The following is a 24,779-nucleotide window of genomic DNA, read 5'->3' as shown; positions in this document are numbered from 1 at the left end:
CGACCTTTCCAGCGGCCGGAATCCGCGTCCGCACCTGGTCCCGGCGTGTCCACGGGTTCGTCACCGGCGGTGTCCGATTCTCGCCAGTCCGCCGTAAATGCGTGGACCGAGAACGTCCCCCGACGGGAAACTTCCGACTTCCGAACCTCCGGGAGTGTGATGGGGACCACAGATATGCCCGAGCGAACGCCGGGCAGGAGCGCGGTCGTTCTGGCGCTGCGCCGCTACGGCCGGGAACTGCTGCGACTGCGGCGGCCGGCCCTGCCCGCGCTGCTGCTGCCGGCCGTGGGCAACATCGGCACCCGCTACGTCGCCCCCCTGCTGATCGCCAAACTGGCGGGGCAGGCCGCCGGGGACGGCGGTCTCACCCTCGCCTCGGCGCTGCCGTACGTACTGGGCTTCGGGGTGACGCTGCTGCTCGCCGAGGCCGTGTGGCGGGTCGGGCAGCACTGCCTGAACCGTGTGGACGCCCTCGGCGCGGAGCACCTGTACGTGCGCGGCATGGACGAACTCCTCGCCAAGGACGCGGCGTTCTTCCACGACAACTTCGCCGGCTCGCTGACCAAGCGGGTGCTCAGCTTCGGCAGGCGCTTCGAGGACTTCGTCGACACGATGACGTACCGGATCGTGGGCAGCCTCGTCCCCCTGGCCTTCGGTGCCGTGGTGCTGTGGAGCTACGAACCGATGCTCGTCGTCGGCCTTCTGGTGATGATCGCGCTGACCGTGACGGCCGCGACGCCTGTGATCCGCCGCCGGCAGCGGCTCGTCAACGACCGCGAGGCGGCGATCGCCCGGGTCTCCGGCCATGTCGCCGACAGCCTCGCGAACATGGAGACCATCCGGGCGTTCGCGGCCGAGCGGCGGGAGGCCGCCGAACACCGCAGCCGGGTCGCGGACTCCCGGCGCCTGACCCTGCGGTCCTGGGACTACGCCAATCTGCGCGTCGACACCCTGATCGCCCCCATGGCCGTGCTGACCAACGTGCTGGGGCTGTTGGTGGCCATCGCCCTCGGCGGCTCGGGACGGGGAGTGGAGGAGGTCGTCGTCGCCTTCACCTACTACTCCAACGCCACCCAGATCATGTTCGAGTTCAACCAGATCTACCGGCGGCTGGAAAGCTCGATGACCGAGGCCGCGCAGTTCACGGAACTGCTGCTCGACCCGCCCACCGTGCTCGACCCGCCCGAACCCGAACCGCTCGCACCGCGGGACACCGGTGTCCGCTTCGAGGCGGTGACCTTCGCGCACGCGGGTGCGAAGCCGATCTTCCGGGGACTCGACCTGGACGTGCCCGCGGGCGCGCGGATCGGTCTGGTCGGCAGGTCCGGCGGCGGCAAGACCACACTCACCCGGCTCCTGCTGCGGATGTCGGACATCGACGAAGGACGCGTCCTGATCGGGGGCCAGGACATCAGCCGGCTGCGCCAGACCGACCTGCGCTCACTGATCGCCTACGTCCCGCAGGAACCCGCCATGTTCCACCGCAGCCTGCGGGACAACATCGCCTTCGCCCGGCCCGGCGCCACCGACGACGAGATCCGCGCGGCGGCCGGAGCGGCGCACGTCACGGAGTTCGCCGACCAACTCCCCGACGGCTTCGCCACCCTGGTGGGGGAGCGGGGAGTCAAACTCTCCGGCGGCCAGCGCCAGCGCGTCGCCCTCGCCAGGGCCATCCTGCGCGACGCCCCGATCCTGCTGCTCGACGAGGCGACCAGCGCGCTGGACTCGGAGAGCGAACTCCTCGTCCAGGACGCCCTGTGGCGGTTGATGGACGGACGTACGGCCCTCGTGGTCGCCCACCGTCTGAGCACCGTCGCCGGCATGGACCGCCTCGTCGTCCTCGACCGCGGAAGCGTCGTCGAGCAGGGCACCCACGAGGGGTTGCTCGCGGCGAACGGCGCCTACGCCAAGCTGTGGCAGCACCAGTCGGGCGGCTTCCTCGGCGAGAGCGCCGAGCCGGCCCCGGGCGCCGGTCCCGGCGTACTGCCCGGCCCGGCCGGCCCGCCGCCGGACGAGGGCCCCGAGGCGTCCTCGCACACCCGCACGGGCACGGGGTCCACCTGACCGAATCGGCTTTCGGACATCCTCGACCGCCGGAGGAGGGCCGCGGACAGTTATTGAATATGGAAGTCATTATCGACTACTGTCTGACTGCCGCATGGGCGACCGCGTGTGCGGTCGCAGGGGAGGGGTCCTCATGACCTTGGCAGGCCAGGCTTCCGGAGCCGGAAGAGTCGGCGCCGAGCGGGATCGGTGCGTGGGTGCGGGGCAGTGCGTGCTCGCCGCGCCGTTCGTCTTCGACCAGGACGAGCAGGACGGGCTCGTGCGCGTCCTCGTCGAACGGCCGTCGGAGTCCTGGGCAAACGCCGTACGCCACGCCGTGTGGGCCTGTCCGTCCGGGGCCCTCACCCTGCGGTAGCCCGCCACCGGTCCGCACTCCGGCATCACTTCACGCGCCGCGGATCTCTCCCGGCGTCCGGTCCAGCTCAGCAGAACGTCAAGGAGAAGCATGTCCAGACAGATCGATCGCCGTGCCTTCCTCCGCCGCGGCGCGGCGGGTGCCGCGGCCGTGGCGGTGGGCCCCGGCCTGCTGGCGGCGTGCTCCACCGACGAACCCGGCTCCGACCGGAAACCGGGATCCGGTGCCTCGCCCCGCTCGGGCGGCACGCTGCGGGCCGCCTTCACCGGCGGCGGCGCCTCCGAGACGCTCGACTTCTTCAACGGCCCCTCCGCACTGGACCTCGTGCGCGCTCGGGCCTGGCACGGCACCCTGGGCAACCTGGACCCCAGCGGCCCCGACGGGGTGCGCTACGGCGTGCTCAAGGGCATCGACATCTCCGACGACCTGTCGGCCTACACGCTGCACGTGCGCCCCGGGGTGCGCTTCACCGACGGCTCCCGGCTGACCTCCGCCGACATCCTGCACTCGCTCGGCGCCCTCGCGGCCCGCAGCAACCTGCCCGTGTACCGCCTCGCCGCCGCCAACTTCGACCTCGCGCACGCCAGGGCCGACGGCGACCTCAAGGTCGTACTGCCCACCCTGCGGCCCATCGCAGACGGCCGCATGATCCTCTGCCAGGGCAACTTCCTCGTCGTCAAGGACGGCACCAAGGCCTTCCGCAAGGGCATGCCCAGCTGCGGCCCCTTCCGGCTCACCGAGTTCACGGCCGGCCAGGGATCGGCCTTCGAGCGCTACGACGACCACTACGGCCACGTGCCCCACCTGGACGGCCTGGAGCTGCGGTCGATCGCGGACTCGACCGCCAGGGCGGGCGCGCTCACGAGCGGCGGGGTCGACTTCGCCCACGACCTCTCGCCCGTCACCGCGCGCACGCTCGCGGACGACGCCAAGGTCGAACTCGTCCCCACGAAGAGCCCCTACCTGGTCGGCCTCTCCTTCCAGATGAACATGAGCGTCAAGCCCTTCGACGACCCCCGGGTACGGGAGGCGTTCAAGCTCGCGGTCGACCGGGAGGCCATGGTGAAGACCGTGTTCTACGGCAACGCCCAGGTCGGCAACGACCTGCCCGCCATGGGCTTCCCCGACTACGCGGAGAGCCTCCCCCAGCGCGCCCACGACCCGCAGCGGGCCCGCGAACTCCTCAAGAAGGCCGGCGCCGACGGGATGGAGGTCCGGCTGACCACCGGGCCCGAGACGCCGGGCATGGTGGAGATGGCCACCCTCTTCGCCGAGGACCTGAAGAAGGCCGGTGTGCGGGCGACGGTCCGCGAACTGCCCGCGGGACAGCTCTACGCCGACTTCCCCGCGTACGCGGCACTGCCGCTCGCCGGTTCGTACCAGATGCCCATCCCCGCGCTGTCGACGTACCAGATGAGCACGGCGGGCGGATCGCCGTCGGCGTTCGGCTGGAAGGAGACCGGGACCGACGCCCTCGTGGCGAAGGCCCGCGCCGAGAGCGACCCGACCCGGGCCAAGGAACTGGGCACGCGGGCGCAGCGAACCCGCTGGGAGGAGGGCAACCAGGTGCTGCCGGTCTTCAAGCCGAACCTGAACGCCCAGGCCAAGGGGGTCGACGGGATACGGGACGACCTCTTCGAGCAGTTCCCCGGCTTCTCCCGGGCGTCGCTGGCGTGAGCCTGCTCGCGTTCGCCGTCCGTCGCCTCGCCGGGGCCGCCGTCCTGCTGGTGCTGCTGTCGGCCGCGGTGTTCGCGGCCACCGCGGTCCTGCCGGGAGACGCCGTCAGCACCGTCGCCGGTGTGGACGCCTCCGAGGCGCAGCGGGCCGAGGTCCGTGCCGGACTCGGCCTCGACCGGCCCGCCGCCGAGCGGTACGCGCACTGGGCGGCCGGCGCGCTCCGGGGGGACCTGGGCCATGGCTTCGTGGGTGAGCGGCCGGTCACCGAGGTCCTCGCGACCCGCCTGCCCAACAGCCTGCTCCTGGCCGGACTGACGCTCGCGGTCACCGCGCCGCTCGCCGCGCTGCTCGGCCTGTGGACGGGGCTGCGCGGGGGCGGCGCCGACCGCGTGGTCTCGACCTCCGCCCAAGTCCTGGCCGCCGTACCCGAGTTCGTCATCGCCGCGCTGCTCGTCGCGGTACTGGCGGTATGGCTCCGGCTTCTCCCGCGCGTCTCCGTCATCCCGCTGGGAGGCACACCGCTCGACGTACCGCGCGCGCTGGTCCTGCCCGTACTGACGCTCAGCGCCGTCGGTCTCGCGGTGGCCACCAGACTGCTGCGGGCCTCCGTCGCGGACACCGCGGCCACACCGTACTGCGAGGCGGCACGGCTCAACGGGGTCCGCGGCGTGCGGCTCGCGGTGCGGCACGTCCTGCCCAACGCCGCCGGACCGGCCGTGCAGGCGCTCACCCTCACCACGGGTGCGCTGGTCGGCTCGGCGGTGGTGGTGGAGAACGTCTTCGACTACCCCGGCATCGGCCGGGAGCTGCAACTGGCCGTCGCGGCACGGGACGTACCGATGGTGCAGGGCATCGCCACCGCCCTGGTCGCGGTGATGCTCGCGGTGCTGCTGCTGGGCGACATCTGCGCGCGTCTGCTGGGCGCGCAGGAGGGGCGCAGCCGATGACGACGGTACTGACACCGCCGCGGCGGCGGATCCGTACGGCCGTCCCTCCCGGCAGCCCCGGGCGAGGCCGACCGCCGCTGCTCATCGCGGCGGCCACCGTGTGCCTACTCCTGCTCGCGCTGCTGGGCCCGCTGGCCGCGCCGCACAGCCCCACCGCGCAGCTCGCGGCGCCCTTCCAGCCGCCGAGCGGGCGCTTCCTGCTCGGCACCGACGTGCTGGGCAGGGACGTGGCGAGCCGGGTGCTCAGCGGGGGCCGGACCATCGTGCTCATCGCGCTGGCGGGTACGGCGGCGGCCGGAGCCGTCGGGATGACCGCCGGCGTCCTTGCGGCCATGGTCTCCCGCCGGCTGGGCGGCCTGCTGGTCCGCTGCGTGGACGCCCTCGCCGTGCTGCCCGCCCTCCTGGTCGTCCTCGTCCTGGCCGCCGGATTCCCCGGCAGCGACGCGGCCCTCGTGGCGGCCGTCGCCCTGGCCACCGCGCCCTTCTCCACCCGGGTCCTGCGCGCCGCGGCGGACACCGTCCTGAACAGCGGGTACGTCGAGGCCGCCCTGGCAAGGGGCGACACCCGGCGGTCCGTACTGCGCCACGACGTGCTGCCCAACATCGCCGGACCGGCACTGACGGACACCGCGCTGCGGCTGGTCGCCTCGCTGCACCTCACCGCCACCGCGGGCTTCCTCGGCCTCGGCCAGGGCGGAGCGGCGCCCGACTGGGGGCGCATGGTGGGCGAGAACGTCCCCGGGGCGACACTGGCCGCCGCGCCGTTCCTCGCCCCGGCCCTGCTGCTCGTAGTGCTGTCCGTCTGCGTCGGTCTGCTGGCCGGGCGTCTCGCGGACGCGGTGGGACGGGGGGCCGCGTGACCGGCCAGGTGAGCGCCCGCCCGTCGGGGGCCGAGCCGCTCGCCGTCGTCAGCGGGCTGTCGCTCGGCCCGGCGGCCGGCGGTCCGCCCGTCCTGCACGACGCCTCTCTGTCGCTGCCGCGCGGGCGGGTGCTGGGGGTCGTGGGCAGGTCGGGATCCGGCAAGAGCAGCCTCGCCCACAGCCTGCTCGGCCATGTCCGCCCCGGCCTTGAGATCCGGGCCGGAACCGTCCGGGTGGCCGGCCTCGACCCCTTCGACCGGGCGCACGCCCGTCGGCTGCGCGGGCGCGTGGTGTCGTTCCTGGGGCAGGACCCCGCCTCGTCGCTCAACCCCGCGCTGCGGATCGGCGCGCAGATCGCCGAGGCGGTGCGGCTGCGCTCGTCCGCGAGGCGTGCGGGTGACGTTCGTGCGCGGGTCGAGGAACTGCTGCTGTCCGTGCGGTTGCCCGCCGACCGGGCGTTCCGGCGGCGCCTGCCACGGCAGTTGTCGGGAGGGCAGGCCCAACGCGTGGCCCTCGCGGTCGCGTTGGCGGGCACGCCCCGTCTGCTGGTCCTCGACGAGCCGACCAGCGGCCTGGACACGGTCCTCGCGGACGGGATGCGGGGCCTGCTGGCCGACGTACTGTCCGACGGGGACCGCGCCGCGTTGCTCGTCAGCCACGACCCGGGGTGGATCGCGTCCGTGGCGGACGACGTGATCCGCCTGGAAGAAGGCCGGATGGTCGCGGCCGGGACGCCGATGACGCCGATGACGCCGATGACGCCGAAGTCACCGAAGTCGCCGAGGACGCCGATGCCCGAGCCGCCGTCCGCGGGTTCCTCCGGCGTGCTGTCCGCGCGCGGGCTGCATGCCGTTCACGGGCGTGTTCCGGTGCTGCACGACGTACGCCTCACCGTCCCGGCGGGCTCCTGCACCGCCGTGGTGGGGCCCTCGGGGTCGGGGAAGACCACCCTCGCCCGGTGTCTCGCGGGGCTGCACCGGCCGACGCGGGGGAGTGTCGAGTGGCGGGAGGACGGCGCGGGGCGAGGACGCGGCGCGCCCGTGCAACTCGTCGCGCAGGACGCCCGCGGCGCGCTCAACCCACGGGAATCCGTGAGCGGTGCGCTCACCCGCCCGCTCAGGGGCCGGGGGCGGCGGTCCGCCGAGGAGGCGTCCCGTGAGGCCGTACGGCTGCTCGGTCTGGTCGGGCTGGACGCGGGGGTACTGGCGCGGCGGCCGGGGGAGTTGTCGGGCGGTCAGCGTCAACGCGTGGCACTGGCACGGACGTTGGCCGCGGAGCCACGGGCCCTGGTCTGTGACGAGATCACCTCGGCGCTGGACCCGGAGACGGCGAGCGGTGTCCTGGACCTGTTGGACTCGCTGCGGCGGACACTGGGGCTGACGGTCGTGATGGTGACACACGACCTGGCAGCCGCCGGCCGTCGCGCCCAACGGGTCGTCGTCCTGGACGCGGGACGCGTGATCGAGACCGGCCCGACCGACCGGGTACTGGTGACCCCGGAACACCCCGTCACCAGGAACCTGCTCGCCCTCGCCGACGTCCCCGCCCTTGCCGTACCGGAGTAGGGGCGGGGGCCTCGCGGTGGGCGGGAGGAGTGTCTTACCGGCCCGCCTCGCGGTGGCCGGCCCGCAGCGCCCCCTCGGCAAGGGGCGCGGCTCGGCGGCGGCAAGAGGCGTGCTCGGGCTGTGCTCCCCCCGCCCCGCCTCACCGTCGGAGCAACTCCCCCGCCAGCGTCGCCTTGTCGACCTTGCCCACCGCGGTCAGCGGAAGGACGGGCACCTGGACGATCTCGTCCGGGGACTTGTGGGCGGCCAGGCCGCGTTCCCTGAGATGGGCGGCGACCTCCCGGGTGCCGGGCGCCGTGCCCGCGCAGACGACGAAGGCGACGGACCGCTCGCCCCACCGCTCGTCCGGCATCGCGACCAGCGCCGCCGCCGTGATCGCCGGATGCGTCAGCAACTCCTCCTCCACCTCGACCGCGGCGATCTTCTCGCCGCCCCGGTTGATCTGGTCCTTGATCCGCCCCACCACCACGAGGTGCCCGGTCGGCAGGCGCCGCACCACGTCGCCGGAGCGGTAGTGGCCGTCCGGGGTGAACGCCGTGCGGTTGTGCTCCTCGGCGCGGTAGTAGCCGCGCAGCGTGTAGGGGCCCCGGGTGAGCAGTTCACCCGCCGTACCGTCCGGCACGGGCCTGCCGTCGGTGTCCACCACGAGTACCTCGTCGTCCGGCGAGACGGGCCGGCCCTGGGTGGTGCAGACGAGGTCCTCGGGGTCGTCGAGGCGCGTGAGGTTGATCAGGCCCTCCGCCATGCCGAAGACCTGCTGCACGGTCACCGCGAGCGCCGGTCCGAGCCTGCGGGCGTGGTCCTCCGGCAGCCGCGCCCCGCCGACCTGCACCACGGAGAGGCTCCCGAGGTCCCAGGACCCGGACGCGGCCTCGTCCATCCAGTGGGCGACGAGCGGCGGGGTGAGGGAGGTCAGGGTCACGCCCTCCCGCTCGACGAGGGCGAACGCCGTCTGGGGGCTCGGGTCCGGCGCGACCACGACGGTTCCCCCGGCCATCAGCGTGCCCAGCACACCGGGGCAGGAGAAGGTGAAGTTGAAGCCGATCGGCAGCACCGCCAGATACACGCTCCGTGCGTCGAGCGCGCAGACCTCCGCGCAGGCACGCGCGTTGTAGGCGTAGTCGTCGTGCGTGCGCGGGATGAGCTTGGGAAGCCCCGTGGTGCCGCCGGACAGCAGCAGGAGGGCGGTGCCGGCGGGATCCGCTCCGCCGTCGTCGCGGCCGGGACCGAGCGCGGACGGCGGGTCCGCCCGCAGCGCCTCGAACGGGACGAAGCCGTCGTCGGGGCCGGGGTCGCCGACCACGACGACGTGCCGCAGCGAGCCGCCCGGCTGCTGCTCCGCCCGCACCTCGCGCAGCAGCCGCCGGTGGTCGAACCCGGCGTGCCGGTCGGGGATCACGCAGGCCACGGCGTCCGCCACGCGCACCAGATGGCCGATCTCCCGGCGCCGGTGGCCGGGCATGGCGTGCACCGGTACGGCACCGAGCCGCTGAAGTCCGAACCAGACGAGCACGAACTCGGCGCGGTTGGGGAGCTGGACCACCACGCGGTCACCTCGTGCGATGCCGAGACCGAGCAGTCCGCGGGCGATCCGGTCGGCCTCGGCGTCCAGCTCCGCGTAGGTCCACCGCCGGTCCCCGTCGACCAGGGCGACGCGTTCTGCGTGGTCGGCCGCGCTCCGGCGCAGCCGGGTGCCGAAGGTCACGCCCTGCCAGTGGCCGGCGGCCCGGTAGCGCGCCGACTCGGCCTCGGGCCACGTGTGTTGGGTCTCGGTCATCCGGCTCCGCCTCTCATTGCCGGGTCTCGGGCCCTGGCGCCGAGTCCCGTCGTGTGTTTACGATGTGAACTATAGAAATGATAATCATTTCTATCTAGCGTCCAGCCAACCGGAAGGCCCCACCAGTGAGCGATGAAGCAGTCGTGCAGGCGCGGACGGCGGAAGGTGGTCCGGTCGGCCGTGACCTTCACTCGCCCACGGCGGTGCGTGAAGTGGTGGCACGCGCACTGGAGATGGCGCCGCACGAACTGGACGACGACCGGGACCTCTTCGAACTCGGTCTCGACTCACTGGCGTTGATGTCCCTGGTCGGCGCCTGGCGCCGGGCGGGCAGCACGGTCACCTTCCAGGACCTCACCCGCACTCCGACCCTGGGCGCCTGGACGGCCCTGCTCGGCCGGGAACGGACCGTCGACACACCCGCCACCGCGCGCCCCGCACCGGTCGCCGCGGCCACGAACGAGGCGGAGCCGGACTCCTTCCCGCTGGCCACGATGCAGCACGCCTACTGGATCGGACGCCAGGACGGACAGCCCCTCGGCGGCGTCGCCGCGCACTTCTACGTCGAACTCGACGGCCACGAGGTCGACCCGGCCCGGCTCGATGCCGCCCTGCGCGCACTCGTGCGCCGGCACGGCATGCTCAGGGCCGTCTTCGACGAGGAGGGCCGCCAGCGCTTCGGCACTCCGGACGCGTCGCTCACCGTCCACGATCTGCGTGAACGGACCCCCGACGAGGCCGATTCCGAGCTGGAGCTGCTGCGCGAGCGCAATACGCACGCCCGCCCGGACATCACCGCGGGACAGGTCTTCCGCGCCGCCCTGTGCCTCCTGCCGGGCGGCGGCACCCGCCTCCAGATCGACCTGGACATGATGGCCGGCGACGCGCTGAGCCTGCGGGTCCTCCTGTCCGACCTGCGCCGCTTCTACGAGTGTCCCGACGACCCGCCGCGCGAACTCGCCCTCGACTACCGCCGCTACCTCGCCGAGCACGAGGCCCGGCGCCGGGCGGAGCGCGAGGAGCACGCCGCCTGGTGGCGGGAGCGCCTGCCGGAGCTGCCGCGCGCCCCACGGCTGCCGACGACCGTCGACCCGCTCACCCCCGTCGGCGCGCGGGACACCACGCTCACCCACTCCCGCCGCCTGCACCACTGGCTGGACCCCGCCGACAAGGCCGCGCTCGTCAGCGCCGCGCGCCGGCACGGCCTCACCCCCGCCGCCGCCCTCGCCACCGCCTTCGCCGAGGTCGTCGCCGCCTGGAGCGACAGCCGGCGCTTCCTGCTCAACCTCCCCCTGTTCGCCCGGGAGCTGTTCACCCACGAAGTCGACCGCCTGGTGGGGGACTTCAGCAGCTCGGTCCTGCTCGACGCGGACATGAGCGCGGCCCTTCCCTTCTCCCGGCAGGCCGGCCGCCTCCAGCAGCGCTTGCAGGAGGGCATCTCGCACGGCGCGTACGGCGGTGTCGAGGTGCTGCGCGACCTCGCCCGCGCCGAGGGGGCCCCGGTGCTGGCCCCCGTCGTCTACACCAGCGCCATCGGACTGGGCGAGATCTTCGAGCAGGACGTCCAGAAGTCCTTCGGCCGCCCCTCCTGGATCATCTCGCAGGGCCCGCAGGTCTATCTGGACGCCCAGGTCACCGAACTCGACGGCGGCCTCCTCCTCAACTGGGACGTGCGGGACGGCGTGTTCGAGGACGGGGTCCCCGACGCCGCGTTCGACGCCTACCGCCGCCTCATCACCCGCCTCGTGTCGGACCCCGGCGCCTGGGCCCGGCCGGTGGACGGCCTGCTCGCACCCGAGGTCCCGCCCCGGCGCGCGGTGGCCGCGCTGCCCCCCGCGCCCGTGCCGGACCGCGCCCTGCACACCCGCTTCTTCCGGATCGCCGAGACCGAGCCGGACCGCACCGCGGTCGTCCGCACCACCGGCGACCCCCTCACCTACGGCGAACTCGCCCGCGACGCACGGCGGATCGCCGCGCTGCTGCGCGACCACGGCGTCCGGGAGGGCGACACCGTCGCGGTGACCCTGCCCAAGGGCGCCGACCAGATCACCGCGGTCCTCGGCATCCTGGCCGCGGGCGCCGCCTACGCCCCCGTCGGCGTGGAACAGCCCGCCGTGCGCCGCGCACGCATCCACTCCGTGGCCGGAGCATGCGCCGTCCTGACCGACCGGGACCACGCCCAGCTGTGCGCGGACGTGTCCCCGGCCCCCGTGCTGCTCCTGGAGAACGCGTCGACGGCCCGGCCCGCACCGGTCGTCGAGACGGACCCCGCGCTGCCCGCCTATGTGCTGTTCACGTCCGGCTCGACCGGACTGCCCAAGGGCGTCGAGGTGTCGCACCGGGCGGTCGTCAACACCGTCGAGGCGATGGCGGACCAGCTCGGGCTCGGTCCCTCGGACCGCACCCTCGCGATCTCCGCGCTGGACTTCGACCTCGCCACCTGGGACATCTTCACCCCGCTGTCCCTCGGTGGACAGGTGGTCGCCGTAGGACAGGAGCACCGCCGGGACGCCCACCACTGGGCGCGCCTGGTGCGTACCCACGGCGTGACGCTGGTGCAGTGCGTGCCCGCCCTGCTGGACCTGCTGATGGCCGCGGCAGAGGACGAGGGCCTCGGGAACTCCCTGCGCATGGTGCTGCTCGGCGGGGACTGGGTCGGGCTCGACCAGCCCCGCGCACTGCGCGCCCTCGTGCCCGGCTGCCGTTTCGTCGCGCTCGGCGGCATGACGGAGGCGGCGATCCACTCCACGGTGTTCGAGGTACGGGAGACCGACCCGGCCTGGAAGTCCGTCCCCTACGGCGTTCCGCTGCGCAACATGCGGGCCCGTGTCGTGGACGGACGGGGACGCGACTGCCCCGACCTCGTCCCCGGAGAGCTGTGGATCGGCGGCCCCGGTGTGGCCGACGGCTACCGGGGGGACCCCGAGCGCACGGCGGAACGCTTCGTCGGGCACGACGGCGAACGCTGGTACCGCAGCGGTGACCTGGCCCGCTACCGGCCCGACGGCGTGCTGGAGTTCCTCGGCCGCGCCGACCACCAGGTGAAGATCGGCGGTCACCGCATCGAACTGGGCGAGGTCGAGGCCGCGTTGGAGGAGGACCCCGCCGTCCCGCACGCGGTCGCCGCCGTCCTCGACACACCGGTGCGCCACCTCGCCGCGGCCGTGTCCGCGTCCCGAGGCCAGGCACCCGACCCGGACGAGATCCGCCTCCGGGCGGCCGAACGCCTGCCCGCCCACATGGTCCCCGAGCGCGTCCTCGTCCTGCCCGACCTGCCGCTGACCGCCAACGGCAAGCTCGACCGGGCCGCGGTCCGCCGGGCGCTCTCCGAGGCCGCCGGCCAGGACGGACCCCGCGCGTCGGCGCCGGTCGGCCCGGTGGAGAGCGCGGTGGCGGCCGAGTGGGCCGAACTGCTCGCCGTGCCCGACGTGGGACGCGAGAGCAGCTTCTTCCTGCTGGGCGGCGACTCGCTCGTCGCGACCCGCATGATCGGCCGGCTGCGCGCCGCCGGCTTCCCCGGCGCCCGCGTGGCCGACCTCTTCGCCCGCCCCGTGCTCCGGCACTTCTGCCGGACGCTGCGCCCCGCGACGACCGCGGCCGACGAGCCGGCGTCCGCCACCGCTGCCGTCCTGGTGCCCGACCCGGACCACGCCCACGAGCCCTTCCCGCTGACGGACGTCCAGGCCGCCTACCACACCGGCCGCGACCCCCGGTTCACCCTCGGCGGCGTCGGCACCTGGCACTACACGGAGTTCGACGGCACGGATGTCGACCTGGACCGGCTGGAGGGCGCCTGGAACACCCTCGTGCGCCGGCACGGCATGCTCCGCGCGGTCGTCGAGGACGGGCACCAGCGCGTCCTGCCCGACGTACCGCGGGTGCGTATAGCGGTGCAGGAGGCCCCCGCCGAAGGCGCCCGCGAGGCCCTGGCCGGCCTGCGCGCCCGCCTGTCCCACCAGGTCCGCGACCCCGCCCGGTGGCCGCTCTTCGCGGTCGGGGCCGTGCGCTACCGCGAGGACGGCGGCGCGGTGCGGACCCGTGTCGGCGTGGGCCTGGACTACCTCGTGCTCGACGCGCTCTCCATCACCACCCTCTACGCCGAACTCAACGCGCTCTACGCCGACCCGGACCACGAACTGCCCCCCGTGGACGTGTCGTTCCGCGACTACCTGACCCGGCTCCCGGCGGACGCGGAGTCGGCCGAGCGGGCCCGCGCGCACTGGCGGGCGAGGCTCGCCGAACTGCCGCCCCCGCCCGCCCTGCCCTTCGACCGGGACCCGGCGACGCTCGACGCGCCCGTCTTCACCCGGCGCCGGCTGGGCCTGCCCGCGGCGGACTGGCGGGCGGTCAAGCGGAACGCGGCCCGGCACGGCCTGACACCCTCCACCGTGCTCCTGGCCCTGTACGCGGAAGTCCTGGCGGCCTGGAGCGGCACCGACGCCGTGACCGTCACGCTCACCCTCTTCAACCGGCGTGACGTCCACCCCCACATCCACCGGGTACTGGGCGACTTCACCTCCCTGTCCCTCGCCGGGTACCGGCGCGAGGGGACCTCATGGCGGGCGGCGGCCGTCGCGCTGCAGGGCCGGCAGGCGCGGGACCTCGACCACGCCGACGTGCCGATCGACTGGCTGCTGCGGGAGTTCGGCCGCCGCACGGGCACCGTGGACGCCGCCGCACCCGTGGTCTTCACCAGCGCCATCGGCGTGGGCGACGCGACGCTGGCCGGACCGGGCACCGGCTTCCCCGCGAAGGTCTGGGGCATCTCCCAGTCCCCGCAGGTCTGCCTGGACAACCAGGTCACCGAGGAGTCCGGGAACCTGGTCGTCACCTGGGACGCCGTCGAAGAACTGTTCGCCGAGGGCGTCCTTGACGCGATGTCCGCCGCCTACGAACGGCTGCTGCGCCACCTCGTCACGGGCGACTGGGACGCACCGCTGCCCGACCTGCTGCCCGCCCGCCAGTACGAGCAACGGGCCGCCGCGGCACGGGAGTCCGCGCTGGAACCGGTGGTGCCGCGCCCGTTGCACGAGGCGTTCTTCACCCACGCGAAGGCGACGCCCGACCGCACCGCACTTGTCACGACGGCCGGGGAGGAGGTGACCTACGGGGCCCTCGCCGGACAGGCGCTGCGCACCGCCGCGGCGCTCGGCGCGGCGGGTGTGCGGCCGGGCGACCTGGTCGCCGTCACCCTGCCCAAGGGACCGCGGCAGATCGCGGCGGTCCTCGGCGTCCTCGCGGCCGGCGCCGCCTACGTTCCGCTGAGCCTCGAACAGCCCGCCGCACGGCTCGGGCGGATGCACGCCGCCGCCGGATTCGACACCGTCGTGGGAGGCTGGCCGGCCCCGGAGGGAACCGGCCCCCGCACCCTGTCCTTCGCGGACACGCAGGACCACGAGCCGCTGCCCGCACCGTGCGACACCGCCCCACGGGCGCTCGCCTACGTGATCTTCACATCGGGTTCCACGGGCGAGCCCAAGGGCGTCGAGATCTCCCACGCCGCCGCCTGGAACACGATCGCGGACATCAACACCCGGCACGGCGTCGGCCGGGACGACCGCGTCTTCGCCCTGTCGGCACTGGACTTCGACCTGTCCGTGTACGACATCTTCGGCCCTCTCGCCGCGGGCGGCTCCCTCCTGCTGCCCACCGAGGACCAGCGCCGGGAACCGGCCCGCTGGCCGGACCTGCTCAACCAGTACGGCGTGACCGTCTGGAACACCGTCCCCGCCCTGCTCGACCTGCTCCTCGACGCCTGTGAACAGGGCGCGGGGGAAGGCGGCCGGACAGCAGACCTGCGGATCGCCCTGGTCTCCGGCGACTGGATCGGCCTCGACCTGCCCGCCCGGCTGCGGGCCCGCACCGCCCGGCCCTGCGCCTTCGTCGCCATGGGCGGGGCCACGGAAGCCGCCATCTGGTCCAACACCCTCACCGTCACCGAGCCGGACCCCCGGTGGGTGTCCATCCCCTACGGACGGCCCCTCACCGGGCAGCGCTACCGCGTCGTCGACCGGGACGGGCGGGACTGCCCCGACTGGACGCCCGGCGAACTGTGGATCGGCGGCGCGGGACTGGCCCGCGGCTACCTGGCCGACCCGGCCCGCACCGCCGAGAAGTTCGTCGAACAAAACGGCCGACGCTGGTACCGGACGGGCGACCTCGGCCGGTTCAGGGGCGACGGACTGCTGGAGTTCCTCGGCCGGCTCGACAGCCAGCTGAAGATCGCCGGCCACCGCATCGAGGCCGGCGAGATCGAGGCCGCGATCGAGGCACACCCGGCCGTCGCGCGGGCCGCCGTCGTGGCCGTGGGGGAGCGCACCGCCAAACGCCTGGTCGCCTTCGCCGTACCGCACGAGCCCACCGCCGGCACACCCGCCGGCGAGCCGGCCCCCACCGAGCCCGCCACGCCCGCCCACAACCCTGAACTCACCGACGAGCTGCTCGACCTGCTCGCCGAGCGGGTGCCGGCCCACGCGGTCCCCTCCCGCGTACTCCTCCTGCCCGCCCTGCCCCTCACCGCGAACGGCAAGGTCGACCGCGCGGCCCTGGCCGGCCTGACGGGACCGGAGCCGGTGACCGCCGGCGGCGAACCGCCACGCGGCGCGACCGAGACGGCACTGGCCGCGCTCTGGCACGAGCACCTGCCGCACTGGGCGCCGGACCGCCACGCCAACTTCTTCACCGCGGGCGGCGACAGCCTCACCGCGCTGCGCCTGCTCACCGCGATCGAGCGCCGCTTCGGGGCCGCCGTGCCCGTCCGCCGCTTCTTCGCCGCCCCGACCGTCGCCGCGCTCGCCGCGGACATCACCCGAACGCTCGCGGCCCACGAGACCGCCTACGAGACCGGAGAGCTGTGAACATCGCTGAACTGCTGGCCCGTTACGCCGACGAGGGCGTGGTGCTGTGGGCCCAGGACGGACAACTGCGTTTCCGGGCCCCCAAGGGCCGGCTCACCGACACCCACCGAGCCGAACTGCGCACGCACAAGGAAGCCATCCTGCGCCATCTCCTGGCCGGCGAACCGGAGTTGCGCGGCGACCCGGAGAGCCGCCACGAACCCTTCCCGCTGACGGACATCCAGGCCGCCTACCTCATCGGCCGCACCGACGCCTACGCCTACGGGGGCGTCGGCTGCCACGCCTACGTCGAACTGGAATACCCCGACCTGGACGTGGACCGCGTCACCGCCGTGTGGCGGGAACTGGTCCAGCGGCACGACATGCTCCGCGCCGTCGTCCACCACGACGGCCACCAGCGGGTCCTGCCCGACGTACCCGACCTCGACATCGGGGCCGACGACCTGACCGCACTCCCGGCGGCCACCGCGCGGGCCCGCGTCGAGCGCACCCGCGAGCGGATGTCGACGCGCGAGACACCCACCGACCAGTGGCCGCTCTTCGACGTGCACGTGAGCCGCACCGCCGGGCGGGCCGTGCTCCACCTCTCCTTCGACATGCTCGTCGTCGACCACGCCGGACTGCGCCTCCTGCTCGCCGAGTTCCGCCGCCGCCACGGCGGAGCCGAACTCTCCGAGGCACCGCGGATCACCTTCCGCGACTACGTCCTGGCCCGCCGCGCCCTCACCGGCACCGAAGGCCACGCCCGCGACCGCGCCTACTGGACCGAACGGCTCGACACCCTGCCGCCCGCCCCCGAACTGCCCCTCGCCGAGGCCTGGGAGGCCGCCGTGAGCGACCCCGGGCAGACCGGACACGCCCCGGCTCCCGGCGACGCGGTGACGTTCCGCCGGCTGGAGGTCCTGCTGCCCGCACCCGACCGGGACCGGCTCACCGAACGCGCCGCGCGGCGCGGACTGACCGTGTCGACCGCCCTGCTCACGGCGTACGCCGAGACGGTCGGCGCCTGGTCGCGCACCGGCCGGTTCACCCTCAACGTGCCCACGGTCGACCGGCCCGCCCTGCACGAGGACATCGACCGCGTCATCGGCGACTTCACCTCGCTCGAACTGCTGGCCGTCGACCTCGACGCCCCCGCCACCTTCGCCGAACGGACCGGGGCCGTCGGACAGCGACTCCTCGAAGACCTGGCCCACCCGCTGTTCACCGGCTCGGAGGTGCTCGCCGAACTCTCCCGCAGGGCCGGCGCCCCGGTGCTGATGCCGGTCGTCTTCACCAGCGCCCTCGGCACCGGCGCGACCTCCGAGGGCATACCCCCCGAGGTGACGTACGCCGTCACCCGGACCCCGCAGGTGTGGCTCGACTGCCAGGTCATGCACCGCGGGGACACGCTGAGCCTGTCCTGGGACATCCGGGAGGGCGCCCTCGCCCAGGGGGTGGCCGACGCCATGTTCGAGGCGTACACGGCCCTCGTGCGCTCGCTGTCCGCCGAGGGCGAGGCCGGTGAGACCGCCTGGGACACGCCGGCCCGCATCGCCCTGCCCGCGGCACAGGCGGCGCGCCGGCGCGCGGTCAACGCGACCGAAGGGCCCCTGCCCGACGCCCTGCTCCACGAACCCGTACTCGCCCAGGCACGGGCCACACCGGACGCGATCGCGGTCCGCACCCCCGAACTGGCCCTCTCCTACCGCAGGCTCGTCGCCCGAGCGAGCGCTCTCGCCGAGGCGCTGACCGCGTCCGGGCTGCGCCCCGGGGAGCCGGTGGCCATCTGGATGGACAAGGGCTGGGAACAGGTCGTCGCCGTCCTCGGCACCCTCATGGCGGGCGGCGCCTACCTGCCCGTCGACACCGCCCAGCCGCCCGCACGCCGGGACACGATCATCACGGACGCGGGTGTCCGCACCGTCCTCACCCAGTCCTGGCTCGCCGAGCTGGAAGACCTCCCGGCAGGGGTGTCGGCCGTCGCCGCCGACCTCGTCGGGGAAGCCGCCGCGGACGGCGCGGCCGCCGCCGTCCGCCGGGACCCCGACGACCTCGCCTACGTCATCTACACCTCGGGCTCCACCGGCACCCCCAAGGGCGTGATGATCAGCCACCGGGCCGCCCTCAACACCGTCGAGGACATCAACCGCCGCTTCGCCGTCACCGAACGCGACCGCGTCCTCGGCATCGCGGGACTCGGCTTCGACCTGTCCGTCTACGACCTGTTCGGACCGCTCGCCGTGGGCGCCACCCTCGTCCTGCCCCAGGCCGACCGGCGCGGCGACCCCTCCCACTGGGCCGAACTCGTCCGCGACTTCGGCGTCACGGTGTGGAACTCCGTGCCCGGCCAGCTCCACATGCTGTGCGACTGGCTCCGCTCCGAGCCCCCCGCCGCCGAGAGCACGCCGCGGCTCGCGCTGATCTCCGGCGACTGGATACCGGTCGCCCTGCCCGACCAGGCCCGCGCACTCCTGCCGAAACTGGAGATCGTCTCGCTCGGCGGAGCCACCGAAGGCTCCATCTGGTCCATCGCCCACCCGGTCGGCCGGGTCGACACCGCCCGCCCGAGCATCCCGTACGGCAAGCCCCTGACGAACCAGACGTTCGCCGTCCTCGACCGGCACCTGCGGCCACGGCCCGAATGGGTCCCGGGCGAGCTGTACATCGGCGGCGCCGGCGTCGCCCTCGGCTACCTCGGCGACGAGGAGCGCACCGCACAGCGGTTCCCCACCCACCCCGAAACGGGAGAGCGGCTCTACCGCACGGGCGACCTCGGGCGGTACCTGCCCGACGGGACCATCGAGTTCCTGGGCCGGGAGGACGCCCAGATCAAGATCCGCGGCTACCGGGTCGAACTCGCCGAGGTGGAGGCCGCCGTACAGGCCCACCCGGCGGTGGCGGCCGGCGCGGTCGTCGTCGACGACTCGGCGGCGGGCGGGCGACGCCTGGCCGCGTTCGTGGAGACGGCACGCAAGGACGGCGGCGAGCCCGCCGTGACCAGCCGGCGACAGGCACGCGAGGCCGCCGCCGACGCCGTACGCGAAGCCTCCGCGGCCGTCGACGCCGCACGGCTGGAGGACTTCCTGGCCGCCCTCGACGAGGTGGCGCTCGCCGAGATGACCCGCGTCCTCGCGGCCTGCGGAGTGTTCGACGGGGGAGCCGCGCGCACGGCGCACGAAGTGGGCACGGCGCTGCGCGCCACGCCCCGCCACCGGCACATCGTGCGGCGCTGGCTGCACGCCCTCGCCGCCCGGGACCGGCTCACCCACCACGACGCCGACGACACCTACACCGGTCTCGTCCCCGTCTCCGCGCCCGAGGCGGAGCGCCACTGGCGCACGGCCGCCGAACTGGAGCACGAGATCGGGTGGAGCAGCGAACTGCTCACCGTCATGCGCACCTGCGCCGAGCGGCTGTCCGGGCTGGTCTCGGGGGAGGACGGCATCCGGGAGCTGCTCTTCCCGGGCGCGGCGACGGAGGCCGCGGACGCCGCCTACCGCGACAACCTCGCCATCCGGCACCTCAACCGGGCGGTGGTCGCCGCGTTGCGCGAGATCGCCGCGAGCCACACCGGCGAGGAGCGGCTGCGGGTGCTGGAGGTCGGCGGCGGTGTCGGCGGCACCACCGGCGAACTGGTCCCCGTACTCGCCGAGTTCGGCGTCGACTACCTGTTCACCGACTCCTCGGCGTTCTTCCTCGGCGAGGCCCGCGAGCGCTTCGCCGACCACTCCTGGGTCCGCTACCAGCGCTTCGACGTCGACGAGGACCCGCGCGCCCAGCACCTGCCGCCCAACACCTTCAACGTCGTGGTCTGCGCCAACACACTGCACGCCGCGGCCGACGCCGACGCGGCCGTGGGCAGGCTCGGGGAACTGCTCGTGCCGGGCGGACAGCTCGTGTTCGTGGAGAACACCCGCGACGAGAACCTCCCGCTGCTGGTCTCCATGGAGTTCCTGGAGGTCGCCGGCCGCACCTGGACCGACGTGCGCGAGCACACCGGACAGTCCTTCCTCACCCACGCGCAGTGGCGTGAACTCCTCGACGCACACGGCGCGTCCGAGATCACCTCGCTGCCCGCCGCCCAGGACGCGCTGGCCCTCACCGGGCAGGAGGTGTTCATCGCCACCCTCAAGGACGACCGGCACCACGTACCGGTGGGCGAACTGGCCCGCACGGCGGCCACCCGGCTCCCGGAGTACATGCTCCCCTCGGTGTGGCAGGTCGTCGACACCCTGCCCCGCACGGCCAACGGCAAGACCGACCGCGCCCGGCTGCGCGCCTGGCTGCCCCGGGAGAGCGCGCCGGCCGTCGTGGAGGAGCAGCCGAGGGACGAGCTGGAGAGCGCCCTCGCCGACCTGTGGTCGGAGCTGCTCGCGGTCGAACACATCACCCGCGACGACGACTTCTTCGACCTCGGCGGCGACTCGCTCCTGGTGGCCCGGATGGTGGGGCGGCTGCGCGAGCGCGTACCGCGGGCGGCCGACCTGGAGTGGGAGGTCGTCCTGCGCCACATGCTGCGCCGCCCCACCGTCGCCGGTCTCGCCGGCTTCCTGCGCGGCCTGGCCGGTCCGCAGGACGCGCCCGCCTCGGACGCCGTGCGCACGGACCCGGTGATCCACCTGCACGGCACCCGCTCGGACGACGAGCCGACGACCGTGCTGGTGCACGCCGGAACGGCGACGATCATGCCGTACCGGGCGCTGATCACCGAGATCAGGCGCCGCTCACCGGGACTCGCCGAGGTGGTCGGCGTGGAGGTGCCGGACCTCGACGGGTTCCTCGCCGCCGAACCGGAAGGGCTCATCGAGCAGTTGGCGGCCGACTACGCGCGGGCCCTGACGGCCGGCGGGCGCAGCCGCTTCCACGTCGTCGGCTACTGCCTGGGCGGCCTGATAGCCACCGAGGTGGCCCGCAACCTCGCCGAGTCCGGGGCCGAGGTGGAGAGCCTCACCGTCATCAGCAGCCACAGCCCCCGCTTCCGGCTGGACGACGAACTGCTCGCCGAGTACTCCTTCGCCGTCATGATGGGCATCGACCCCGCCGAACTCGGTTTCCCCGACGACCAGTACCGGGTGGCCGCCGCGGCCGACGCCGTCCTCGCCGCCGACCCCGCCGTACTGCCGGACGGCGGACTCGCCGCGCTGCCCGAGGAGTTCGAGGATGTCGCGAGCCGCTTCCGGCGGCTCACCGACCTCCCCCGCGCCACCCGTATCGCCCGGATGTGCGAGGCGGTGCCCGCGTCGGCCGGCAGCTACCAACCCGACCACATGACACGGCTCTTCCTCGCCTTCCGGCAGAGCGTCTTCGCCATCACCCGGTACACCGCCGAGCCGTACGCCGGCGACATCACCTTCCTGCGGCACGACGGCGCCTACCCCTTCCCCGGCAGCAAGGACGCCGTCACCGCGTACTGGGAGGAACTCACCCTGGGCGACCTGGACATCGTCGACATCGGCGGGGACCACTACAGCTGCCTGTCCGTCGAACACGCGCCCGGCATCCTCAAGACCCTCGGTGAGCTGACCCGGGGGGCGATCACCCGATGAGCCGGAACACGACGACCGGGAACAGGCCCCTCGTCGGCGTCCTGGGCGCCTCCGGAGCGGTCGGCCGGGCCGCCGTACGGGAACTGCGCGCCCTCGGACACACCGGGCTCCGCCTGGGCGGGCGCACCGCGTCGGCCCTGTGCGCGGTCGCCGAGGAGGATCCCGGCGGCCACGACGAGACCGTGTGGGCGGACGCCACCGCACCCGAGGGCCTGCGCGCCTTCACCGAGGGCTGCGACCTCGTCCTCAACTGCGTCGGCCCCACCTACCGGCTCCGTGCCACGGTGGCCTCGGCGGCACTCGCCGCCGGCGCGCACTGCGTCGACGTGGCCGGGGACGACCCGGCCGCCGAGGACCTGCGCGCGCAGGGCGACCCGGCCCGCGACGGCCGCACGGTCGTCCTGTCGGCGGGAGCCCTGCCCGGCCTGTCCAGCCTCCTGCCCCGCTGGCTGGCCGGGCAGGGCCTGGACAGCGCCGCCGCGCTGACCGCGCACTGCGGCGGCCTGGAGACCTGCTCGCCGACGGTGGCACGCGACCTCATGCTCTCCCTGACCTCCGGAGGCGCGGACGGCGCGGCCTACGGCGAGGCGCTGGCGGCGGTCCGCGGCGGCCGGCGCGTCCCGCGCGCCCTGCGCACGGCCGAGGACACCGAACACCCCGGTTTCCCCGGCCGGGTGGCCCTGCAGCCCTATCTGAGCGGGGAGAGCGAACGGCTCGCCACCGTCCTGGGTCTGGACCGGCTCGACTGGTACAACGTCCACCCCGGCGCCGCCGTGCGCGCGCTGCTCAACCTCCTGCCCGGCCGGCTCGGCGCCGGAGACGACCCGGCGGCGCTGGCGGACCGGCTGATCCTCGCCGCCGAACTCGACCTCGCCGGACGCAGGCCCTACTACGTCATGGACTTCGCGCTGTCGGGCACCGCGTCCGGCCGGCCGGCCACGGCGGGACTGACCGTGCGCGCGGCCAGCAGCTACCGGCTCACCGCGGCCGTGGGCGCGCTCGCGGCGGACGCGGTGCTGCGGGCCCGCGTACCGGCGGGCGTGCACTTCGCCTGCGACGTGCTGGACCCCGACACCGTGGTGCGGCACCTGCGGTCCCGGGGCGTCGCGGACCTGCGGCTCACCGGAGTGGCGGCCGGCGCCGAGCAGGTCGAGGAGGGCGCGCTGTGAGCACTCCGAGGCCCCTGCGGGTACTGGTCTGCGGCACCAACTTCGGCCGCTTCTACGCCGAGGCGGCACGCCGGCGCCCCGGATTCGCGCTGGCCGGCATCCTGAGCCGGGGCTCGGCCGCGTCCCGGGCGTACGCGGAAAGCCTGGGCGTCCCCCACCACACGGACGTGGACGACCTCCCGGCCGGCCTCGACGCGGCCTGTGTGGCGGTGAGTTCCTCCATATCGGGCGGCGAGGGCACCGGGCTGGCCCGTGCGCTCATGGACCGGGGCATCCATGTCCTCCAGGAACACCCCGTACACCTCACCGAGTTGACCGACAACCTCAGACACGCACGCCGCCGGGGCGTGCAGTACCGGCTCAACACCCACTACCCGCACGTCGCCCCGGTCCGCGCCTTCGTCGAGGCGGCCCGGCGTCTCGTCGCACAGCAGCGACCGCTCTTCGTGGACGCCGCCACCCCGGTCCACCTCATGCACCCCCTGGTGGACATCCTCGGACAGGCGATGGGCACCCTGCGGCCCTGGCGCTTCGCGGACCCGGCACCGCTGCCCGCCGAGATCGGTCCGCAGCCGTTCCGCTCGCTGCACGGCGTCTTCGCCGGCGTGCCCCTCACGCTGCGGGTGCACCACCAGCTCGACCCCTCCGACCGGGACAACCACGCCCTGCACTGGCACCGGATCTCCCTCGGCACGGAGGGCGGGGTCCTCACCCTGGCCGACACCCACGGTCCGGTGCTGTGGAGCCCCCGTCTGCACATCGGGCGCGACGCCGAGCGGCGCTTCGTCCTCGACGGTCCAGGCACCGGCCGGCTGGGCCTCGGCACCACGGCCGTCGTCGGGAACACGGGAACCTTCCGCACCGTCTTCTCCGACCTGTGGCCGCAGGCGATCGGCAGCGCCCTCGACGGGCTCCGCGCGGCCGTCGAACAGGGCGGCGACGCGCTGCGCTCGGGCCAGTACGACCTGGCCGTGTGCCGCATCTGGACCGACCTCGCGGCCCGGCTCGGACCACCCGAGATCGTCCGGCCGGCCACCCCACGGCCCCTGGCGGTGAGCGACATCTTCCCCGCCCCCGAGGCCCCCGCCGAACCGAGCCGTCCCGACACCGGTGCGCACGGCCCCGGCGCGGACCCGGGCCGTCCCGAAAGCGCGCCCGGTCTCGTGGACGGCGCGTCCTACACCCCGTCGGCGGAGTTCTTCGATCTCGTCGCCGCCGAGCACACGGCGACCGCGAGCGCGCCCGCGATCGCGGCGCTGCTGGCCGACGCCGATCTGAGCAGCGGGCCGGTGGTCGACATCGGCGCCGGCACCGGCCTGGTGACCGAGGCCGTCGCCCGAGCCCGGCCGGACGCCGAGATCCTCGCCTGTGAACCGGCGGTCGGCATGCGCGCCGTACTCACCAGCCGGGTCTTCAGCGACCCGGACCTGCGCTCCCGGGTCACCGTCACCGCGGACGCCGCTCCCGACCTGGACCTCCCGGACCGGGTCAGTGTCGTGCTGCTCTGCGGGGTCCTCGGTCACCTCGACGCCGGCGGACGGGCCCGGCTGTGGCGCCGGCTGTCCGGGCGGCTGGCCCCCGGCGGGCTCGTGGTCGTCGAACTCATGCAGTTCGAGGAGCCGTTGACCCTTCCCGAGACCAGGCTCGGCACCGCCACCGCCGGACGGCACCGCTACGAGTGGTCGTTCCGCGGAGCACCGGACGAGACGGCGGACGGCGTGATGCGCCTGCACTCCACCTGGCGCGTCTACCGGGACGACGCCACGGAGGCGACGCGCGAAGTCCACGACTCCTACCGCTGGACGCCCTTCGGACTCAAGGACGTGGCGGCCGAGTCCGGCATGACCGCACGACCCCTGCCCACCCGCCCCGGAGCGCCCCCACTGGCCGTACTCGCCCGGGCCCCCGACCCGCCGGACGCCCCGCACACCTCCACCCCCACCACGCCCCTCGTCTCTTCCTCCACCGACGGCTGAGGAC

11 protein-coding genes are annotated in these 24,779 nt (G+C 74.2%); 10 read left to right on the top strand and 1 reads right to left on the bottom strand.

Annotation, left to right across the window (positions count from 1 at the left end; genetic code table 11):
- Positions 1–159: 159 nt before the first annotated feature.
- The 6 genes from AC4IHM_RS05635 (at position 160) to AC4IHM_RS05610 (ending at position 7,468) form a co-directional block, all read left to right on the top strand.
- Positions 160–2,064, top strand: coding sequence for an ABC transporter ATP-binding protein (locus AC4IHM_RS05635; RefSeq protein ID WP_490865977.1), 1,905 nt, complete (start codon positions 160–162; stop codon positions 2,062–2,064).
- A gap of 133 nt (positions 2,065–2,197) precedes the next feature.
- The gene (locus AC4IHM_RS05630; protein WP_490865976.1) at positions 2,198–2,419 is read left to right on the top strand and encodes a ferredoxin; all 222 of its coding nucleotides are present in this window, start codon (positions 2,198–2,200) and stop codon (positions 2,417–2,419) included.
- A 90-nt stretch (positions 2,420–2,509) separates the two neighbouring features.
- Positions 2,510–4,096 carry an ABC transporter substrate-binding protein gene (locus tag AC4IHM_RS05625; protein ID WP_490865975.1) on the top strand — a complete coding sequence of 529 codons (1,587 nt, stop codon included), beginning with the start codon at positions 2,510–2,512 and terminating at the stop codon, positions 4,094–4,096.
- Complete coding sequence (locus AC4IHM_RS05620; protein ID WP_490865974.1) at positions 4,093–5,043, top strand: ABC transporter permease; 951 nt, start codon at positions 4,093–4,095, stop codon at positions 5,041–5,043. The genes AC4IHM_RS05625 and AC4IHM_RS05620 overlap by 4 nt, the downstream gene beginning before the upstream one ends.
- On the top strand, positions 5,040–5,903 hold the full coding sequence (locus tag AC4IHM_RS05615) for an ABC transporter permease subunit (RefSeq protein WP_490865973.1): 864 nt from the start codon (positions 5,040–5,042) through the stop codon (positions 5,901–5,903). The genes AC4IHM_RS05620 and AC4IHM_RS05615 overlap by 4 nt, the downstream gene beginning before the upstream one ends.
- On the top strand, positions 5,900–7,468 hold the full coding sequence (locus AC4IHM_RS05610; RefSeq protein ID WP_490865972.1) for an ABC transporter ATP-binding protein: 1,569 nt from the start codon (positions 5,900–5,902) through the stop codon (positions 7,466–7,468). The genes AC4IHM_RS05615 and AC4IHM_RS05610 overlap by 4 nt, the downstream gene beginning before the upstream one ends.
- A gap of 139 nt (positions 7,469–7,607) precedes the next feature.
- On the opposite strand, the gene AC4IHM_RS05605 is transcribed toward AC4IHM_RS05610, so the two are convergent.
- The gene (locus AC4IHM_RS05605; protein ID WP_490865971.1) at positions 7,608–9,245 is read right to left on the bottom strand and encodes a (2,3-dihydroxybenzoyl)adenylate synthase; all 1,638 of its coding nucleotides are present in this window, start codon (positions 9,243–9,245) and stop codon (positions 7,608–7,610) included.
- Between the two features lie 233 nt (positions 9,246–9,478).
- Between AC4IHM_RS05605 and AC4IHM_RS05600 the strand changes: the two genes are divergently transcribed.
- Genes AC4IHM_RS05600 through AC4IHM_RS05585 form a run of 4 tightly spaced genes read left to right on the top strand, consistent with a single transcriptional unit; the run spans position 9,479 to position 24,775 of the window.
- On the top strand, positions 9,479–16,102 hold the full coding sequence (locus AC4IHM_RS05600) for an amino acid adenylation domain-containing protein (RefSeq protein ID WP_490870769.1): 6,624 nt from the start codon (positions 9,479–9,481) through the stop codon (positions 16,100–16,102).
- A complete protein-coding gene (locus AC4IHM_RS05595; RefSeq protein WP_490865970.1) occupies positions 16,099–21,630 on the top strand; it encodes a non-ribosomal peptide synthetase in 5,532 nt (1,843 codons plus the stop codon). The genes AC4IHM_RS05600 and AC4IHM_RS05595 overlap by 4 nt, the downstream gene beginning before the upstream one ends.
- Positions 21,627–22,799 carry a saccharopine dehydrogenase NADP-binding domain-containing protein gene (locus AC4IHM_RS05590; protein WP_490865969.1) on the top strand — a complete coding sequence of 391 codons (1,173 nt, stop codon included), beginning with the start codon at positions 21,627–21,629 and terminating at the stop codon, positions 22,797–22,799. Before AC4IHM_RS05595 ends, AC4IHM_RS05590 begins: the two co-directional genes overlap by 4 nt.
- The gene (locus AC4IHM_RS05585) at positions 22,796–24,775 is read left to right on the top strand and encodes a Gfo/Idh/MocA family oxidoreductase (protein ID WP_490865968.1); all 1,980 of its coding nucleotides are present in this window, start codon (positions 22,796–22,798) and stop codon (positions 24,773–24,775) included. The genes AC4IHM_RS05590 and AC4IHM_RS05585 overlap by 4 nt, the downstream gene beginning before the upstream one ends.
- Positions 24,776–24,779 lie beyond the last annotated feature (4 nt).

It is taken from the genome of Streptomyces sp. SL06 (genome assembly GCF_058244745.1).
Note: the sequence above shows the minus strand (reverse complement) of the source record. Positions and strands in the feature narration are given on the sequence as shown.

What these genes read in the sequence shown, in the direction of transcription:
- AC4IHM_RS05635 (WP_490865977.1), top strand. Translation starts at nt 160, where the DNA reads ATGGGGACCACAGATATGCCCGAGCGAACGCCGGGCAGGAGCGCGGTC.
- AC4IHM_RS05630 (WP_490865976.1), top strand. Translation starts at nt 2,198, where the DNA reads ATGACCTTGGCAGGCCAGGCTTCCGGAGCCGGAAGAGTCGGCGCCGAG.
- AC4IHM_RS05625 (WP_490865975.1), top strand. Translation starts at nt 2,510, where the DNA reads ATGTCCAGACAGATCGATCGCCGTGCCTTCCTCCGCCGCGGCGCGGCG.
- AC4IHM_RS05615 (WP_490865973.1), top strand. Translation starts at nt 5,040, where the DNA reads ATGACGACGGTACTGACACCGCCGCGGCGGCGGATCCGTACGGCCGTC.
- AC4IHM_RS05605 (WP_490865971.1), bottom strand. Translation starts at nt 9,245, where the DNA reads ATGACCGAGACCCAACACACGTGGCCCGAGGCCGAGTCGGCGCGCTAC.
- AC4IHM_RS05600 (WP_490870769.1), top strand. Translation starts at nt 9,479, where the DNA reads ATGGCGCCGCACGAACTGGACGACGACCGGGACCTCTTCGAACTCGGT.
- AC4IHM_RS05590 (WP_490865969.1), top strand. Translation starts at nt 21,627, where the DNA reads ATGAGCCGGAACACGACGACCGGGAACAGGCCCCTCGTCGGCGTCCTG.